Source organism: Nocardia carnea (genome assembly GCF_029868325.1).
Lineage (GTDB): Bacteria > Actinomycetota > Actinomycetes > Mycobacteriales > Mycobacteriaceae > Nocardia > Nocardia carnea_C.
In genome coordinates this window covers 1-1,417 of record NZ_JARWNW010000306.1, presented here as the reverse complement: position 1 = coordinate 1,417, position 1,417 = coordinate 1, and the positions used below count along the sequence as shown (strand labels likewise).

At 75.9% G+C, this 1,417-nt stretch carries 1 protein-coding gene; it reads right to left on the bottom strand.

Translation table 11 applies throughout. The features are described from left to right. Positions 1-499: 499 nt before the first annotated feature. On the bottom strand, positions 500-1,267 hold the full coding sequence (gene pyrF, locus QH196_RS29655) for an orotidine-5'-phosphate decarboxylase (RefSeq protein WP_280419152.1): 768 nt from the start codon (positions 1,265-1,267) through the stop codon (positions 500-502). Positions 1,268-1,417: the final 150 nt, after the last annotated feature.

Here is a 1,417-nt window from a genome sequence, read left to right as displayed (position 1 = left end):
TTCTCCGGCCGGCGCCGGGCGGCCGGGGCGGCGCCGCCCCCGCCCCCGCCGCCCCCCCCCCCCCCCCCCCCCCCCCCCCCCCCCCCCCCCCCCCCCCCCCCCCCCCCCCCCCCCCCCCCCCGGGGCCTAACCCTTCGAGGGCCTCGCTGAACTCGGCGCCGGGTGGTGGTCACCATAGTCAGGAACACCCACGGTGAAGGATTACGGCGGTACGAGAGTGCGCGAGAGCGCCGCGGGCCGGCACACCGAAAGGCGCGTCCAGGTTCGACGGGGAGTGAACGCACGCACCCGCCCAGCGGGGTCCAGTAGCTGTCCGCCGTGAACGGTCCGCACCCGCTCGTCGACAGACAGCGACCTCTGTCATTCATTGTGTGCGGGCAGGCGTCGACAGAACGCCTACGACAGCACCTCGCGGACAGGTCCACGACCGACGCCGACGGCCAGACCCCCCGGAACACCCCCGCCGTACCCGCGGGTGGTTTCGGCCGCAGAGCACCGATCAGCGCAAGAAGGCGAACTCCTCCTGGAAAGCCGCCAGCCGGTCGCGCAGCGCCGGCACCGAAGGTCCAGCGCCGAGCACGTCGCGTGAGACATTCGGAACCGCCGCCGGCCACAACGCTTCCGGAAGCAGCGCGCGGACCGCCGCCGCGGTGCCGCCCTGAGCACCGACCCCCGGCAGGAGGATCGGCCCGTTCAATGCGCTGAGATCGGGGATATCGGTGAGCGTGGCGCCCACCACCACCCCGACCGAACCCGGTGCTGCCCCCCGGTTGGTTTCCGCGGCGGCATCGACAACGGTCTGGGCGAGGGTGCGCCCGTCCACCACGGCCTGCTGCACCCCGGCCGCCTCCGGGTTCGAGGTGGCGGCCAGGACGAAAACTCCACGCCCGTTGGCGCGGGCCAGGTCCAGCGCGGGCTGCAGGGCACCGAACCCGAGGTAGGGCGAGACCGTGACCGCATCCGCGCCCAACGGCCCGTCACCGAGCCAGGTGCGGGCGTAGGCGGCCATGGTGGAGCCGATATCGCCGCGTTTGGCGTCGGCGAGAACCAGGGTGCCGGAGCCGCGCAGCACCTCGATGGTGCGTTCGAGCACCGCGATTCCCGCCGAACCGTACGCCTCGAAGAAGGCGACCTGCGGTTTGACCACCGCCGCCATCCCGTCGAAGGCCTCCACGCAGATCTCCGCGAAGGTTTCCAGGCCGTTCGCATCGTCCGGCAGGCCCCAGGCATCCAGCAGCGCGGGATGCGGGTCGATCCCGACGCAGATCGGCCCGTGGGGGGGGGGGGGGGGGGGGGGGGGGGGGGGGGGGCGCGGCGGGGGGGGGGGGGGGCGGCCGGGCCCGCGCCCGCCCCCCCGCCCGGGGGGGGGGGGGGGGGGGGGGGGCGCCCGGGCCGCCGGGGCGGCGCGCCCGGGGCG